The sequence below is a fragment of the Nocardioides exalbidus genome, from assembly GCF_900105585.1.
GTDB lineage: Bacteria > Actinomycetota > Actinomycetes > Propionibacteriales > Nocardioidaceae > Nocardioides > Nocardioides exalbidus.
On record NZ_FNRT01000002.1, the window covers coordinates 3,933,201 to 3,948,216 of the forward strand.

At 74.0% G+C, this 15,016-nt stretch carries 10 protein-coding genes, 1 tRNA gene, 1 pseudogene and 1 riboswitch; of the genes and pseudogenes, 2 read left to right on the plus strand and 10 right to left on the minus strand.

The genetic code is table 11. The features are described 5' to 3' along the window. Positions 1-36 precede the first annotated feature (36 nt). The 3 genes and pseudogenes from BLV76_RS19080 to BLV76_RS19090 all read right to left on the minus strand — a co-directional run. Positions 37-615: pseudogene (locus BLV76_RS19080) on the minus strand (riboflavin synthase); the annotation flags it as partial. Next, positions 616-1,671 (minus strand): bifunctional diaminohydroxyphosphoribosylaminopyrimidine deaminase/5-amino-6-(5-phosphoribosylamino)uracil reductase RibD, encoded by a 1,056-nt coding sequence (gene ribD / locus BLV76_RS19085; protein ID WP_245734762.1) that lies wholly within the window; start codon positions 1,669-1,671, stop codon positions 616-618. A gap of 83 nt (positions 1,672-1,754) precedes the next feature. Beyond that, a riboswitch (FMN riboswitch) is annotated at positions 1,755-1,884 on the minus strand. Positions 1,885-2,011: 127 nt separating this feature from the next. Beyond that, complete coding sequence (locus BLV76_RS19090; RefSeq protein ID WP_217630394.1) at positions 2,012-3,343, minus strand: M20/M25/M40 family metallo-hydrolase; 1,332 nt, start codon at positions 3,341-3,343, stop codon at positions 2,012-2,014. A gap of 80 nt (positions 3,344-3,423) precedes the next feature. Between BLV76_RS19090 and BLV76_RS19095 the strand changes: the two genes are divergently transcribed. Further along, positions 3,424-3,509, plus strand: a tRNA-Leu gene (locus BLV76_RS19095). Positions 3,510-3,636: 127 nt separating this feature from the next. Then, complete coding sequence (locus tag BLV76_RS19100; protein WP_090971193.1) at positions 3,637-4,149, plus strand: hypothetical protein; 513 nt, start codon at positions 3,637-3,639, stop codon at positions 4,147-4,149. Here BLV76_RS19100 and BLV76_RS19105 read toward each other — a convergent pair. Genes BLV76_RS19105 through BLV76_RS19135 form a run of 7 tightly spaced genes read right to left on the minus strand, consistent with a single transcriptional unit; the run spans position 4,137 to position 15,015 of the window. After that, positions 4,137-5,795: a PucR family transcriptional regulator gene (locus BLV76_RS19105; protein ID WP_090971195.1), complete on the minus strand. Its 1,659-nt coding sequence runs from the start codon at positions 5,793-5,795 to the stop codon at positions 4,137-4,139. The genes BLV76_RS19100 and BLV76_RS19105 overlap by 13 nt on opposite strands. 39 nt (positions 5,796-5,834) lie before the next feature. Next, complete coding sequence (gene menC / locus BLV76_RS19110) at positions 5,835-6,941, minus strand: o-succinylbenzoate synthase (RefSeq protein WP_090971197.1); 1,107 nt, start codon at positions 6,939-6,941, stop codon at positions 5,835-5,837. After that, positions 6,938-7,870: a GNAT family N-acetyltransferase gene (locus tag BLV76_RS19115; RefSeq protein WP_245734764.1), complete on the minus strand. Its 933-nt coding sequence runs from the start codon at positions 7,868-7,870 to the stop codon at positions 6,938-6,940. The genes menC and BLV76_RS19115 overlap by 4 nt, the downstream gene beginning before the upstream one ends. Continuing rightward, positions 7,867-8,997: a M20 family metallopeptidase gene (locus BLV76_RS19120; RefSeq protein WP_090971199.1), complete on the minus strand. Its 1,131-nt coding sequence runs from the start codon at positions 8,995-8,997 to the stop codon at positions 7,867-7,869. Before BLV76_RS19120 ends, BLV76_RS19115 begins: the two co-directional genes overlap by 4 nt. Beyond that, positions 8,994-12,332: a serine hydrolase gene (locus BLV76_RS19125; RefSeq protein WP_090971201.1), complete on the minus strand. Its 3,339-nt coding sequence runs from the start codon at positions 12,330-12,332 to the stop codon at positions 8,994-8,996. The genes BLV76_RS19120 and BLV76_RS19125 overlap by 4 nt, the downstream gene beginning before the upstream one ends. Continuing rightward, a complete protein-coding gene (locus BLV76_RS19130) occupies positions 12,329-13,069 on the minus strand; it encodes an ABC transporter ATP-binding protein (protein WP_090971203.1) in 741 nt (246 codons plus the stop codon). Before BLV76_RS19130 ends, BLV76_RS19125 begins: the two co-directional genes overlap by 4 nt. Beyond that, positions 13,066-15,015 (minus strand): dipeptide/oligopeptide/nickel ABC transporter permease/ATP-binding protein, encoded by a 1,950-nt coding sequence (locus BLV76_RS19135; protein ID WP_090971205.1) that lies wholly within the window; start codon positions 15,013-15,015, stop codon positions 13,066-13,068. The genes BLV76_RS19130 and BLV76_RS19135 overlap by 4 nt, the downstream gene beginning before the upstream one ends. Position 15,016 lies beyond the last annotated feature (1 nt).

Below are 15,016 nucleotides of genomic sequence, written 5' to 3' on the forward strand. Positions count from 1 at the left end.
GTCCGGCGTCGAGTCAGGGGTGGGGAGGTAGCCCCCGAGGAGCTTCTCGACGTGCTTGGCGATCACGTCGGCCTCGAGGTTGACCAGGTCGCCGACGCGGCGGGTGCCGAGCGTCGTGCGGGCCAGGGTCTCGGGGATGAGGCTGACGGTGAAGCTGGAGTCGCGGGCCTCGACGACGGTGAGGCTGACGCCGTCGACGGTGATCGAGCCCTTGTCGACGAGGTAGCGCGAGAGGTGGGTGGGCAGGGAGATCTCGACGACGTCCCAGTGCTCGCTGGGCGAGCGGGAGACGACCTCGCCGACGCCGTCGACGTGGCCCTGGACGATGTGGCCGCCGAGCCGCTTGTCGACGGTGATCGCGCGCTCGAGGTTGACCCGGTCACCGGGCGTGACGCCGCGCAGCGAGGTCTTGTCGAGCGTCTCCTGCATCACGTCGGCGGTCCACCGGCCGTCGCCGAGCTCGGCGACGGTGAGGCAGCAGCCGTTGACGGAGATCGAGTCGCCCAGCCCGGTGCCCTCGAGCACCGTGCCGGCCTCGACGGTGAGCCGGACGGCGTCGCCCTGGTCGGTGACCTCGGCGATGGTGCCGAGCTCCTCGACGATCCCGGTGAACATCTAGGCACTCCTCTTCTGGGGGATCAGCGGCCTCATGGTGAGCCGCACGTTGGTGTCCTCGCCGTCGTGGCCCTGCAGCACGACCACGTCGGTGACGTGGAGGTGCAGGGCGTCGGCGATGGTGCCGATGCCGAGGTCGGCGACGGCGTTGCGCCCCGAGCCGAGGAGCATCGGGGCGACGTAGGTGACGACCTCGTCGACGAGGCCGGCGGCCAGGAAGGCGCGCGCCAGCGTGGGGCCACCCTCCAGGAACACGTGCTGGCGGTCGAGCTCGTGCAGCCGGGCCAGCGCCTCCTCGGGGTCGCGGGTGCGGAGGTGGACGGTCTCCGCGCGGTCGTCGAGGACGCGGCGGCCGGGGTCGAGGTCGCGCAGGCCCATCACGGCGCGGAGCGGCTGGATCGCGACGGGCTCGTCGACCTCGTCGCGGACGGTGAGCTCGGGGTCGTCGACCTCGACGGTGTTCGTGCCCACGAGCATCGTGTCGCAGAGGCTGCGGAGCCGGTGGGTGTCGAGGCGGGCGGCCCGGCTGGAGACCCAGCGGCTGGTGCCGTCCGCCGCCGCGCTGCGGCCGTCGAGGGTGGTCGCGAACTTCCACGTGACGAACGGGCGGCGGTGCGCGATCGCGAACGTCCAGGCGCGGTTGATCGCCTGCGCCGCCTCGACCTGCTCGCCCCCGACGACCTCCACCCCCGCCTCGCGGAGGCGTCGCGCGCCTCCGACGGCGACCGGGTTGGCGTCGGGCTGGGCGAAGACGACGCGTCGTACGCCCGCGGCGATCAACGCCTCGCTGCACGGCCCGGTGCGGCCGGTGTGGTTGCACGGCTCGAGGGTCACGACCGCGGTCGCGCCGCGGGCTGCCTCGCCGGCCTCGGCGAGTGCAGCGGCCTCGGCGTGGGGCGTGCCCGCGCCGCGGTGGAGGCCCTCCGCGATCGTCGTACCGTCCGGGGCGAGCAGCACGCAGCCGACACGAGGGTTGGGGCCGAGGGGCACGCCCGGCGTGACGGCGAGCGCCAATGCACGCTGCATGGCGCGCTGCTCGGCGTCGCTGGTCGTCATCACTGCCCTCCGGTCCGGGTGGTCGGACTCCGGGGGCGCGGGCGACGGGCGCGCATCCCTCCAGGCGAGGGACGCGGAGCCGTCTGCGTGCACTTCTCATCCGGACTGTGACCGTCGGTCCAGGAGTTCCACCTGGTCAACCGGCCACTGGCTGTGGTCGGGTCGCGGACTGTGACCGCCGGTGCGGAGTTCCACCGCCCCCAGAGCACGCAAGCTCTTCGTGGTCGCAACTGTGCCACAGCGCGATGCATTCCCTCGCCGGTGTCCGGCTGTGGCGTGCGCAACAGTTCCGAGGGTGCGATCGGCGGTGCTTGTCGGGCCGTGCCCGGCCCGGCCTCGGTCAGATGTCGTCGAGGAAGCGGTCGAAGACCCGCGCGCCGAACTCGAGCGAGTCGACGGGCACGCGCTCGTCGACGCCGTGGAAGAGCGCGGTGAAGTCGAGGTCGGCCGGCAGGCGCAGCGGCGCGAAGCCGTAGGACCGCATGTCGAGCTTGCGGAAGTGCTTGGCGTCGGTGCCCCCGCTCATGAGGTAGGGCGCGACGAGCGCGTCGGGGTCCTCGGCGACCAGGCTGCGGGTCATCGCACCGACCAGGTCGCCGTCGTAGGGCGTCTCCCACGGGTCCTGCTTGGACTCGAAGTCGAACTCGATGCCGTCGCCGGCGAGCTCGTGGAGGGTCCGGAAGAACTCGTCCTCGTAGCCGGGCAGGAAGCGGCCGTCGACCGTCGCCGTCGCCTCGGTCGGGATGACGTTGGTCTTGTAGCCGGCCCGCAGCATCGTCGGGTTGGCGGTGTTGCGGATGACCGCGCCGAGCATGCGCGCGGCGTCGCCGAACTCCTCGACCAGCGCCTCGGCGTTGTCGGGCGTGGCCTCGGTGCCGGCGAGCTCCCCGACCGTGGCGAGCAGGACCTCCATCGTCGGCGTCAGCCGGACCGGCCACTCGTGCGCACCGATCCGCGCGACGGCGCCGGCGAGCCTTGTCACGGCGTTGTCGCCGTTGATCATCGAGCCGTGGCCGGCGCGACCGCGGGCGGTGAGGCGCATCCACGCCATGCCCTTCTCGGCCGCCTCGATCAGGTAGACGCGGCGACCGCGGATCGTCGCCGAGAAGCCGCCGACCTCGCCGACGGCCTCCGTGCAGTCGGCGAGCAGGTCGGGGTGCTCCTCGACGAGCACCTTGGCGCCGTGGCCGCCGCCCGCCTCCTCGTCGGCGGTGAAGCAGAGCACCACCTCGCGGTCGGGCGCCGCACCCGCGGCCGCACGGGCGCGCACGACGCTGAGCAGCATCGCGTCGAAGTCCTTCATGTCGACCGCGCCGCGACCCCAGACGTGGCCGTCCTTGATCTCGCCGCTGAACGGGTCGACCTGCCAGTCCGACGCCTCGGCGGGTACGACGTCGAGGTGGCCGTGGAGCAGCAGCGGGGCCCTGCCGTCGCCCCCGCCCCAGCGGGCGACGACGTTGGCCCGACCGGGCCGGCCCTCGATGACCTGGCTCTCGATCCCCACCTCGTCGAGGAGGGAGGCGACGTGCTCGGCCGCCTTGCGCTCCCCCGGCCCGTCGTCGGTGCCGTAGTTGGACGTGTCGATGCGGATGAGCTCCTGGCACAGCTCGACGACCTCCTTCGCGGGGTCGTACGCGCGGTCCGTCTGGGCGTCAGCAGGCACCTGGTCCATGTCGTCCATCCTGCCCCACGAGCAAGCACCAGCCCCGATTCGTCGGTCCGGAGGTGCTTTGCTACATTTCTCCAGCACTCGTCCGGGTGGCGGAATTGGCAGACGCGCTAGCTTGAGGTGCTAGTGCCCGTATTAGGGCGTGGGGGTTCAAGTCCCCCCTCGGACACAGGAACGAACCCCAGGCCTCCGGCCTGGGGTTCTCCGCTTTACGGGCACGTGCAACGTCACGCCCTCCGATCGCGTCCATTCCAGTGAACGGCCGATCGGCGGCCGCACCACCTCGGGAGTCGCACATGCGCCGCACCCTGACCGTCCTCCTCACCCTGGTCGCCTCGACCGTCCTGGCCCCGGCACTCGCCCTCCCGGCCACGGCGTCGGCGCCCGCGAGCGCGTACGTGCGCACCGTCACCTATCCGGGGGCCGGCGCCGAGGTCACCCTCGACCACCTCGACCGCATCGCCGACACGTCACCGGCCTTCGGGGACTTCGTCGAGCGGCGACTGACGCAGCTCTGGAAGGCCAACGACCCGCGCGAGAAGTGCCGGACGGCGGCGACGATGGTCGTGAAGAAGTGGCGCTCGGACGGCTACGCGTTGATCAGCGACATGGGCAACTTCGCACCCTGCCCCGACGGGGGCTACGTGCAGATCGCGGTGCGCACCGACGGCCGCTGGCGCACCCCGACCCGGCTGGGCACCCAGGAGGTCTACGGGTGCCGGGTGCTCGAGCGCTTCGACGTGCCGGCCGCGATCGTGCCGTCCCGCACGTGCTACGACGGCGACGCCGTCGTGTCCTACCCGCGCTGACCGGGACCGAACACCCGCAGCTGCAGCATCAGCGAGAACCGCTGCCCGGGGTCGGCGAGGTCGACCTCGCCGACCTCCGAGGCCCGGCGCACGCGGTAGCGGAAGGTGTTGGGGTGCACGAACATCGCCTCGGCGGCGGCGCCCACGTCGCCGAAGGCGTCCAGCCAGGCGCGCAGCGTCTCGACGAGGTGGGTGGCGTGCTCGGCGTCGTAGGCCACCAGGCGGGCCAGCGCGCCCCTCACCTGGTCGCCGCGCTGGGCGGCCTGGTCACGCAGGTCGAGCACCATGGCCTCGGCCTGCAGCTCCTCGAGCCGCGCCACCCGGTGCGCACCGCTGTTCTCGGCCAGCACCCGCAGCACCCGGTCGACGCTCACCCGGCTGCGCGCGATGCCCTGCAGGTCGGCGGCGATCGGCCCGACCGCCGCGAGGGGGTGGATGCGGTCGTCGACCCGGCTGACGAAGTCGTGGAGCAGGCGCACCGCGCGGGCGTCGGCCTCCTCCAGCGGCTCGGTCGCGGCGAGCAGCGCATAGGTCGTGTCGCCGATGGTCGCCACGGCGGAGACCGGCTGGACGGCGGCGAGGTGCATCGCGAAGGCGTCGGTGAGTCGCTGGCGCTCCTGCGCCACGGACGCGTCCTCGGTGCCGGCGTCGCCGGCTGCCAGCACCGGGCGCAGGCCCATCACCGTCAGCGGGCGCGCGGCCAGGCCGAGACGCACGAGCGCGTCGTGGGCGTTGGCGCCGCCGGCGAGCGCCGTGCTCAGCAGGTCGGCCCGGATGCGACGCGCGGCGTCCGAGCCTGCCCGGTGACGGAGCATGTGCAGGGCGACGAGCTTGGCCGAGTCCTGCAGCGCCTCGAGGCGCCCGGCGTCGAGGGGCTCGGTGACCGCCGCCCAGATCGAGCCCAGCACCTCGTCCCCGGCTCGTACGCCGATCGCCACCCGCGGCATCGTGAAGTGGCCCTCGTCGGAGGGCAGCGGCTCGATGAAGACGGGTTCGTTGCTGCGGTTCAGGTCGCGGAAGACCCCACGCTCCTGGAGGATCCGGGCGTAGCGCTCGGGCACCTGGCGGCCCAGGATCGTCTCCACGCGGGAGGGGTCGGCCTCGTCCTGGCGCCCGGAGAAGGCGAGCACCCGTGAGCTGCGGTCCTCGATGGTGATGGGCGCCCCCATCAGCGCCGCGATCGCGTTGGCGACCGCGAAGAGGTCGCCGGACGGCAGCCCACCCAGCGAGTCGGACGTCTGGTGGCCCGAGGACAGGTCGCCCGGGGTGAGCATCGAGCGCAGCATCTCGGTGAGCTGGGCCCAGGACGCTCCCCGGGACAGGCCCAGGACGGGGGTGCCGGTGCGCTCGACCTGCTCGACGACCCGACCGGTGCGCGGCACCGGTGCCCGGAGCACGACCCCGGCGACGTCGTGCCCGGCGACGCGGTCGAGGAGGTCGAGCACCTCCTCGTCCGAGGTGACCCCGACACCCAGCACGAGGGAGCGCGGCAGCAGCGTCGGCGGGTCGGCGGGGTCCCAGATGACCAGGCCGCGCACCTCGCCGGACTCCTCGGCCCGGCCGACCGCCAGCTCGAGGAAGGTCACTCCGAGGTCGTCGAGCACGCGGCGCAGGCTGAGCCGCGGTCGCGGCTGTTCGGGTTCCACCGGGTCACCGTAGGCAGGGGGTCGCGGCTCCGCCAGCGCTCACCCGGCGAACCACTCGCTCCACGTCGTCACGGCCTCCAGCCGGTCGGGGTCCGGGGCCACCCCGAGCCCGGGGCCCGCGGGCACCGCGAGGTGGCCGTCGTCGAGGACGAAGGGCTCGGTGATGTCGGTGGCGAAGTAGCGCCCCGACGCGGAGGTGTCGCCCGGCAGCGTGAACCCGGGGAGGGCGGCGAGCGCGACGTTGGCTGCGCGGCCCAGCCCGGTCTCGAGCATCCCGCCGCACCACACGGGCACCCCGGCGGCGACGCACACGTCGTGGATCCGCCTGGCCTCGAGGTAGCCACCGACCCGGCCGGGCTTGACGTTGACGATGCGGCAGGCCTCGAGCCGGATCGCCGCCGCCGCGTCACGCGCGGAGGTGATCGACTCGTCCAGGCACACGGGCGTGCGGATCAGCCGGGCGAGGTCGACGTGGCCGAGCAGGTCCTCCTCGTCCAGCGGCTGCTCGATGAGCAGCAGGTCGAACGGGTCGAGCCGGGCCAGGTGCGGGGCGTCGCCGAGCGTGTAGGCGGTGTTGGCGTCCACCTGCAGCAGCACGTCGTCCCCGAACCGCTCGCGGACCGCACGCACCGGCTCGACGTCCCAGCCGGGCTCGATCTTGAGCTTGATCCGCAGGTAGCCCTCGCCCAGGTAGCCGTCCACGGCGTCGAGGAGCTCGGGCACCGAGTCCATGATGCCGACCGAGACGCCGCACGGGACGCGGTCGTGCACCGCACCGAGCTCGCGACCGAACGAGCGTCCCTCGCTGCGGAGCTCCGCGTCGAGCACTCCCATCTCCAGCGCCGCCTTGGCCATCCGGTGCCCCTTCACCGGCTCGAGCCGGTGCGCGACCTCGTGCGCGGCGAGGGGTGCCCCCGTGAGCAGCCGGGGCAGCAGGTAGCGACGCATCACGTCCACGGCCCCGTCGACGTACTCGCTGGAGTAGAGCGGTGCCGACATGGCCACGCACTCGCCCCACCCCTCGGCGTCCTCCCCCACCACGCGCACGAGCAGCACGTCGCGGGCGGTCTCGGTCCCGAAGGACGTGCGGAACGGCGCCACGAGCGGCATCGCGATCCGACGGAGCTCGACTCCGGTGATCTTCACGGGTTCCTCCTGACGACGTAGTACCCGGACCGGTCGAACCCCTCGACCCGGTGACCGGCCTGCACCAGCTCTCCCAGCACCTCGCGCACCTCTTCCCGCCACAGCCGCGCCGTGACGGGGTCGCTGCCCCGCAGCGCCTCGATGTCGGGTGGCACCCGCACGAGCGCGACCGGTGCCTCCGCCCGGGTCCGCCCGCGCGCCCGCACCGGACGGCCACCGGAGTCCACGTCGAGGAGCACGGCGGCGCCGAGCGCGACCTCGCGGGCCGCGTCCGCGGGACGTACGTCTCCCACGCACGCCGCGGCAGCGGCCGGGTCGCGCAGCCGCCAGCGGACCAGCAGCCGGTCGGTGTCGTCGGTCCCGTTGAGGTCGTCGACCATCGGACCGTAGAAGTTGGTGAGGTACTCCGTGGGGTGGGCACCGAGCTTGACCAGGTTGAACCACGCGTTGCGGGACACCAGCGGGTCGAAGGTCCAGGCGACCTCCTCCACGCCACGGCCCAGGGCCCAGGCCCGCTGGTGCAGCTTGAGCGCGAAGCCGATGTTGCGGCCGGTGGACCCGGGTGCGACCCCGGCGATGTGGCTGTGCAGGGCGTCCTCGGAAGGAGCGTGGAAGAAACCGACGCAGGCACCGACGAGCCGACCCCGGTCCATCGCGCCGCCGACGTAGTTGCCCGCCTTGGTCAGCGCGCGCAGCATCTCCAGCGAGACCGGCGGGTTGGCCGAGCGGCCCCACACGTCGGCGAAGAGCTCCACCACCGCTGCGAGGTCGGCGAGGTCGGTGAGGCTGCGCACGGTCACCCCGGCCTGGCGGGCGGCGGCGTCGCACACCTGGCTGGCCTGCTCCAGGTCGTCGACGCCGATCGGCGTGTGCGGCGAGACCGCGCGCACGACGGGCACGGCGGCACCGCTCTCACCCTGCGCCGTCACCGGGGGCCACCGCCCACGTGCTCCCGCACCGGCGCCGGGTCGGCGAGGAGGTCGCGGACGAGACCGCGCAGGAGGGCCGTGCGGCCGACGAGGTGGTCGACCAGGACGTGCTCGTGCTCGGCGTGGGCTCCCCCGCCGACCGCGCCCAGGCCGTCCAGCGTCGGGGTGCCGACGCCGGCCGTGAAGTTGCCGTCGGAGGCTCCCCCGACCGCCGCCGACCCGGGCGCCGGTTGCCCGAGCGACGTCGCGACGGACCGGGCGCGCTCCAGCAGGCCGGCGGACGACGCGGCCTCGAGCGGCGGTCGGTTCGGACCACCCCTCACCTCGAGCGCGGCACCGGGGAGCACCGGGGCCAGCGACCTCACGGCGACATCGACCCGCTCCTGCTCGGCCCGGGTCCGGACGCGTACGTCGACGGCGAGCGTCGCGCTCGCCGGGACGGTGTTGGTCGTGGTGCCCGACCGCGCGGCGGTGGGTGTCACCGTCGTGCCGAGGTCGGCATCACCGAGCCCGGCCAGCGCCAGGACGGCGTGGGCCAGCTCGAGGGTGGCGTTGACGCCCCGCTCGGGCTCGAGGCCGGCGTGCGCCGCGAGCCCGGTGACGTGCACGTCGTAGAGGGAGACTCCCTTGCGCTCGGTCTTGAGGGCACCGCCGTCGGCGGAGGCCTCCAGCACCAGCACCGCCTCGGCGGCGCGAGCCTCCTCCTCGATCAGGCCCCGCGACGAGGGAGACCCGATCTCCTCGTCACCCGTGACCAGCAGGGTCACGCCGTCCAGTCCGGCGGCGGCGTGTAGTGCCATCGCCAGACCGGACAGCATGTCGAAGCAGCCCGGACCCCGCAGCACGCCGTCCTCGACGGAGAAGGGACGCCGCGCGAGCGTGCCGATCGGCCACACCGTGTCGTGGTGGGCCAGCAGCAGGACGCGCGAGGGCGTGTCACCGAGCCGCCATCGCAGGTGCGTCCGCCCGTCCAGCACGATCGGCTCCGGCTCGACCCCGAGCCGCGTCGTACCGACGGCGGCGACCACGTCGGCGGAACGGGCGACGGCCTCGAGGTCGTGCGACGGGGACTCGCACTCGACCAGCGCCCGGACGTCGGCCAGCAGCTCGTCGAGCAGGTCGCTCACGGCGAGACCCGGGGGGTCGCGCGCACCCCGAAGTGGAGGTAGGGCTCTCCGGTCTCGAGCTCGTAGAAGGTCACGGGCATCCACGTCTCGCCGCCACCGGGGCGGACCGCGAACAGGCCCGGTCCCGCCGCGACCATCTCGTGCTCCTCGACCGGGTCCGGCTCGAGCTCGGCGAGCGGGCCGAGCAGCGTGGCGCGCAGCAGCGGGCCGTCGGGTCCCGCCTCGACCTCCATGCGCACCGAGGTGCGCTCGTAGGTGCCGACGAAGGGCGTGACGTCGACGTCCACCGGCTCCGCGGGCGGCGCGAACGGCTCGGGCAGCGCGACCCCGGCGACCTCGGCGAAGATCTCCTCGTAGAGGCGCTGGTAGAGGTCGTGGGCGTGCCCGCCGTTGGTGAGCAGGACCACCGCCAGGCCCTGCTCGGGCAGGATGCGGAGGTAGGCGTTCTGCCCCAGCGTCGTGCCGTCGTGCCCGATCAGGCGCCGCCCGTCCCAGCCGAACCGGATCCAGCCCAGGCCCCAGGAGTCGCCGAGGACGAGGGTGTCGGGCAGGTCGGCCTGGTGCGACGTCATGGCGGCCGCGCTCTCCTCGCTCAGCACGCGCGTGCCGTCGGCGGCGACACCGCCGGCCAGGTGCATCCGCGCGAACGCCAGCACGTCGGCGGCGTCGGAGCAGATGAGGCCGGCGGGGCCGATCGACCTCGGCAGCTGCCAGGCGGCCGCGGGAGCCGGCACGCCGTCGTGGTCGTCGTGGCCGACCGCAGCGGCGTGCATCAGGACGTCCTCCGCCAGCGTCGCGGTGTGGTCGAGGCCGAGCGGCTCGTAGATGCGCTCGCGGAGCGCCTGGTCCCAGGTCAGGCCGGTCAGCTCCTCCACGATCCGCCCCAGCACGGTGAAGCCGGAGTTGCAGTAGGACCACGTCGCGCCGACCGGGTGGTTCTGCCCGGCGTCGCCGAGGATGCCGACGTACTTCTCCAGGCAGTCGTCGCCGCGACCGGTGTCGGTGAACACGTCGCCGTCGATCCCGCTGGTGTGGGTGAGCAGGTGCCGCGTGGTCACGGTGGCCGTCGCCTCGGGATCGGCGAGCTCGAGCCCGGGCAGCACCTTCACGACCGGGACGTCGAGGTCGAGCAGTCCCTCGTCGACCAGCTGCATGACCAGGGTCGAGGTCCAGACCTTGCTGATCGAGCCGATCTGGAAGAGCGCCTCGGCCGACACGGGGGCCTGGGTGCGGACGTTGAGCACGCCGTGCGTCGCGGTGACCACCTCGTCGGCGCCCGGGACGTCGGCCATCCGCAGGATGCCGAGCTGTGCACCGGGGGTGCCGTAGCGCTCGGCGAGGGTGCGCAGCCGGCGCTCCCAGTGGGCGGCGTCGAGGGCTGCACGCCCGCTTCCGGTGGTGTGGGTGGTGACCCAGTCGAGGATCCGGCGGTTGAGGTCGAGCCGGTGCGAGGGGAGGCCGAGCAGGAGGAACACGTGGCTGGCGTCGGGGTAGACGACCAGCTCGGTCTCCACGCCCAGCTCGACCAGCGAGGTGTGCCACTGCTGCGCCTGGCCCAGCGGGCAGGTGCGGTCCTCGGCCCCGTGGAGGACGAGCGTCGGGGTGCGCACGTCGGCGACCCGCGTCAGCGGCGACATCGCGGCGTAGAGCTCCGGCTCCGTCCACGGCGTCCCGCCCAGCTCGTACGCGCTGAGGCACAGGTCGTCGCTGGTGCCGTACATGCTGATCAGGTCGCTCACCGTGCCACCCGCGACGGCGGCGGCGAACCGGTCGTCGTGCCCGGTGAGCCAGCACGCCATGAACCCGCCGTAGCTGTAGCCCGCCACCGCGAGCCGGTCGGGGTCGGCCAGCCCCTCGGCCACGAGCTGGTCGAGCGGCTCGAGGAAGTCCTTCGCGTCCGCGGTCCCCCAGCCTCCGCGCACGGCGGCGAAGAACTCCTCGCCGTAGCCGTCGCTACCGCGGGGGTTGACCAGCAGGACCGCCCAGCCGCGCTCGACCAGCTCCTGGTGGTAGAGGTGGATCTCGTCGGCGGCGGCGTTCCACGCGTTGTGCGGACCGCCGTGCACGTCGAGGAGCACCGGGCGGGCGCCCCGCTGGTCGGGGTCGTGCACCAGCCAGGCCTCCACCTCGGTGCCGTCGGAGATCGTGAAGGTGCGCGGCTCGCGCGGGTGGTGGACCACGTCCGCGAGCGGGGCGCCGTGGTCGGTCAGCACGGTCTCGGTGCCGTCGGCGAGGTCGACCACCGCGACCTCGCCGTAGGAGTCGGGGGTGGTGAGGACGTACGCCGCACGTCCCGGGCCCACCGAGAGCCCGGAGACCACGCGACCCTCACCGGCCACCAGCGCGCGGGCGTCGCCGCCGTCGTCGGCGACCGACCAGAGGTGCGTGCACCCGTGCTCGCGCAGGCAGAACCAGGTGCGGCCGCCCTCCTCCACCGGCGTGCCGCCGGGGTAGGCGGGGGCGCCGCCCATCACGTTGCGGTCGACGGAGGCGGACAGGTCGACGACGTCGTCCCCGGACAGGGGGACGCGGAGCAGGTGCTGGTGGCCGACCGGGTCCCCCGGGTGGGCCACGGCCAGCAGCGAGTCGCCGTCGGCAGACCAGGTGACGACGGAGGTGATGCCGTCGGCGAGCCCGACGAGCCGGGAGCGGGCGCCCACCTCGTCCGCCGGCAGCACGTGGACCGGGACCCGGAAGCGCTCGCCGGTGCCGCGGGTGAAGGCGATGCTCCCGCCGTCCGGCGACCACGCCGGGCTGCCGACGCCGTGCTCTCCGTCGGTGAGCACGCGCAGGTCCGTCCCGTCCGCGGCGACCACGTGCAGCTGGGCGCGCACGGCGCCGTGCATGCCGGCGCCGTCGGACTGGTAGTCGGTGCCGCCGGTGACCATCGGCGCCGTCGACGACGCACCGGCGCCGGCCGGATCCACAGGAGCGGTGAAGGCCAGCCGCTGGCCGTCCGGACTCCACAGCGGCGCCCCGGCCCCGGCAGGCAGGTCGGCGAGGACGTCCACCTCGCCGCCCCGGACCGCCAGCACGGCCACCCGGCCCTCGCGGAGGAACGCCACGGTCGTGCCGTCCGGTGACCACGCCGGTGACGTGTCGGTCGGGCCGCGGGTGAGGCGGCGCGGTGGCACCTCGCCGGAGGTGTCCGTCAGCCAGAGCTCGTCGACGGCCCGGTCGGCAGCACCGTCGAGGGTCCGCAGGACGTAGGCCACCTGGCTCCCGTCGGGCGACAGCGCGGGCTGCGAGGGCACGGCCAGGTCGAGCAGGTCGTCGATGCGGAGTCGGCGCGGACCGCTCGTGGTGGCGTCGACGTCGGTGGGCTCAGTGGTCATCGCGGGTTCCTTCCGGGGACGGCGTCGAGCAGCGCGCGGGTGTAGGCGTGCTCGGGTTGCTCGAGCACCTGGGTGGTGGTGCCCTCCTCGACGATCCGGCCCGACCGCATCACGGCGACGCGTGAGGCGACGTAGCGGACCACGGCGAGGTTGTGGGAGATGAAGAGGATCGACAGGCCGAGCTCCTGCTGGAGCTCGCGCACGAGGTTGAGGACCGCGCCCTGGATGGACACGTCGAGCGCCGAGGTGATCTCGTCGGCGATGACCACGTCGGGACGCCCGGCCAGGGCGCGGGCGAGCGCGACGCGCTGGCGCTGGCCGCCGGAGAGCCGACCCGGGAGGTCGCCCGGGTCGGCCGACCCGAGGTGGACCAGGTCCAGCAGGCGGCGCACCTCCTCGCGGCGACCCTCGCGGGTGCGGGTGTCGCCCTCCTTCGGCATCGCCTCGGCGACGCTGTCGCCGATGCTCATCCGCGGGTCGAGCGAGGAGTAGGGGTCCTGGAAGACCATCTGCACCGGCCGCCGGCCGCGTCGCGGCATCGCCGCGCCACCGAGGGTGATGCTGCCCGAGGTGGGCTCGACGAGGCCTACGGCGGCGCGGGCGAGGGTCGACTTGCCCGACCCCGACTCCCCCACGAGGCCGACGACGGTCCCGGGCGGGACGGTCAGGCTGACCGCGTCCACCGCGGTGTGCCGGTCGTAGCGGACGGTGACGGCGTCGAAGCAGAGCTCGCTCATCGCTCCTCCCCCGTCGGCCGAGCCAGCAGGTCCTGGCCGACCAGCACCGGACCGCCGCCGGGGTGCCAGCAGGCGACCCGCCCACCGGCGGCCGTCTCCTCCAGCACGGGCTCGTCGGTGCGGCAGCGGGCGTCCGCGAGCGGGCACCGGTCGGCGTACGCACATCCCGGCGGCACGTCGGCGGGACCGACCGGGCGGCCCGGGATCGTCGCGAGCGGCTGGGTGATGTCGGTCGCCATGTCGGGGACGGAGCTCACCAGGGCGCGGGTGTAGGGGTGCTGTGCGCGGCTCGTGAGGTCGGCCGCGGGCAGGTCCTCCACGATGCGCCCGGCATACATCACCAGCACCCGGTCGCACACCTCGCCGACCACCGTGACGTCGTGGCTGATGAGCACGAGGGCGACGTCGTCGGCCTCGCGGATGCTCGCGAGCAGGCCGAGCACCTGCTGCTGCACGGTGACGTCCAGCGCGGTGGTCGGCTCGTCGGCCACCACCAGCGCCGGGGAGCCCATCAGGCCCATGCCGATCATCGCGCGCTGGCGCATGCCACCGGAGAACTCGTGGGGATACTGCCGCACCCGGTCGCCCGCGTCGTCGATGCGCACCGCGGCGAGCCGGTCGACGGCCCGCGCCAGCGCGTCGGCGCGCGACAGGCCCTGGTGCTCGGTGGCCACCTCGGCGAGCTGGCGACCGATGCGCCGCGTCGGGTTGAACGACGACATCGGGTCCTGGAAGACCATCGCGAGCGAGGTGCCGAGCAGGTGCCGCCGGGCGGGTGAGGCTGCGCCGAGGAGGTCCTCGCCCAGCAGCCGGAGCCGGTCGGCCTCGACGGTCGCGTCGTCGCCGAGGAGGCGGGTGACGGCGAGCGCGGTCAGCGACTTGCCCGACCCCGACTCCCCGACCACGCCCACGGCCTCCCCGCGGTGCACCGAGAAGCTCACGCCGCGGACCGGGCGCACCGTGCCGTGGCGGCCCGCGAAGCCGACGCGCAGCTCGCGCACCTCGAGGACGACGTCGCGCTCGGGTCGAGCGTCGGTGGGGTCGTGGTCGACCTGTGGCTCGGGAGCCGGGCGCGTGGTCGCCGTCCGCACGCGCGGTCCGGCGAGGTCGGTGACCCCGAAGCCCTTGGCCACGGACTCGCCGAAGAGGTTGAACGCCAGCCCGGCTACGAGCACCGCGGCGCCGGGCGCGAGCGCCGCGGCCGGGTTGACGTAGAGCGCGCTGAGCCCGTCGTAGAGCAGCCGTCCCCAGTCGTACGCCGGCGACTGGACGCCGAGGCCCAGGAAGGACAGACCGGCGAAGGCGAGCAGGCTGTTGCCGGCGCCGATGGTCGCGTTGACCACCAGCGGCTCGGCGAGGTTCGGCAGGACGTGCCGCACCAGGATGCGCAGGCGGCCGACGCCCGCGACCCGCGCCGCGGCCACGTACTCCCGTCCGGCGAGGCCGGCGACCAGCGTCTGCACGAGGCGGGCGAACCCGGGCGCACCGGACAGCCCGATGGCGAGCACCGCACCCGTGGCACCGACGCCGAAGATGACGGCGAAGAAGAGGGCCAGCAGCAGGCCGGGGAAGGCCACCGCGACGTTGACCACGGCCGACACCAGGCGACCGGCGCGGCCGCCGAGCAGGAACGGTGCCGAGCCCAGGACCAGGCCGACGACGATCGCGATGGTGATCGCGCCCATCGCGAGCAGCATCGAGAGCCGGGCGGCGACGAGCACCCGGGCCAGGATGTCGCGGCCGAGGTTGTCGGTGCCGGCCCAGTGCTCGCCCGACGGCACCGACAGGATGTCGCCGGTGTCGACGGCGTCGGCGGCGTCGCCCCAGACGAGGGGACCCACCACTGCCAGCGCGAGCACCACCACGACCAGGACGGCTGCCGTGCCACCCAGCGGCGTGGTGAGCACGTCGCGCCAGGCGCGGACCCGGGAGATCGGCTCGGACATG